This is a genomic window from Moorena sp. SIO4A1 (genome assembly GCF_010672065.1).
In the GTDB taxonomy this organism is placed as follows: Bacteria; Cyanobacteriota; Cyanobacteriia; order Cyanobacteriales; family Coleofasciculaceae; genus Moorena.
In genome coordinates this window covers 1-1,318 of the sequence record NZ_JAAHHX010000799.1, presented here as the reverse complement: position 1 = coordinate 1,318, position 1,318 = coordinate 1, and the positions used below count along the sequence as shown (strand labels likewise).

General features: G+C 40.2%; 1 protein-coding gene. It reads right to left on the bottom strand.

Features of this window, described 5'->3' with window-relative positions:
- Nucleotides 1-93: 93 nt before the first annotated feature.
- Nucleotides 94-1,164, bottom strand: a complete 1,071-nt coding sequence (locus tag F6K53_RS43010) for a peptidoglycan bridge formation glycyltransferase FemA/FemB family protein (RefSeq protein WP_293086771.1) — start codon at nt 1,162-1,164, stop codon at nt 94-96.
- Nucleotides 1,165-1,318 lie beyond the last annotated feature (154 nt).

Below are 1,318 nucleotides of genomic sequence, written 5' to 3'. Positions count from 1 at the left end.
GGGAAACCCCCGCATGAAGGCGCTGCATCGCTGTTCCCAGAGACGCTGTTCCCTTTTAGCAATTTAGATATGCCAATCTAAATGCTAAACAGCTTAATGACTACAACGATAGGCGGGGAAGAATTTGGAGTGGAGGAGTTTTTCTGGGTCAGTGTTTAATGCTTTGGCTCGTAAATCAACGAGATAACCATACTTTTCTTGATCAGTAATTAAACGTAGTGTCAGGAAGGTGTGTCTTTGCTTGGAGAAACCCGCTTTGAAATTGTAGAGACTATCTTTTGCTCCTCCTACACCACCGCCAAGGTGCAAAAATTCATTGCCGCGTTCTTTAGCCCAGAGTCGGACAAAATCTGTTTCTAAAACACTTGGAGATTGTTTAAAAAACTGGGTTTTAGTTCCACCCAGGACAGCTTGAACGATGCCACAGCATTCTGTGTAAATACCAGCGGATATGATTTGATTATCCAGTTCAACGATACAGAGGTGAAGTTGCTCTCCTAGTATCTCTAACAGTCCGACAAAGTAATCATAGTTAAAATAATAAAACCCTGAAGCACCTACCCGATCCATAGTCTCTTGATAGACTTCAATAAATTCCTGAATGTAGTCTTTAAATGGAACCATTCTGGCTGTCATGCCAGCACGCTTACACTTATTAATCTTATTGCGATGATCTTTGCGGGTATGACTCCATATTTCAGACTCAGGGAGTGTTAAATCAATAGAGATTGTCTCGCCATTGAAGGTAAACGGGTTAGGGTTAAATAATTCATTAATATTATGATTAAGTATGGGATGAAGTCGCAAGAAGGCTGAACATACTCCCTTGACAGATAACACACGTTTGAATTCAGCCATTGCGGCATCAGCAAACCCTGGTGTGCTAGCGGCTGCCTCACTTAATAAAATTCCTGGATAACCATAGGGAGAGACTATATCAAATAAATCCCCTGAGTCTTGATCGCAAATGTCATCACATTGGCGCAGTAAATAAGGAACGAAGAAAATTTTATCACCATCTGCTATTACAATTGCTTCCGGTATCCCTTGATTTCGTCTAGACTCTAAACTAACATAGTCGGCTAGATGATAGATATCATGACGTAATTGGTTTAGAGTTTCTCCCCATAACGGGCTTAAAAAATCAATTATTTTACTATCCATACTGTTATCTAAAAAACTAATAATTAAATTTGCTACTATTTCAAGACCTTATTCAAACTTCAAACACTATTGCTACACATTAATCACCCCATTATCTAATCACGTGATCATCCCATCTCCCCATCTCCCCATCTCCCCATCTCCCAACCCGGAA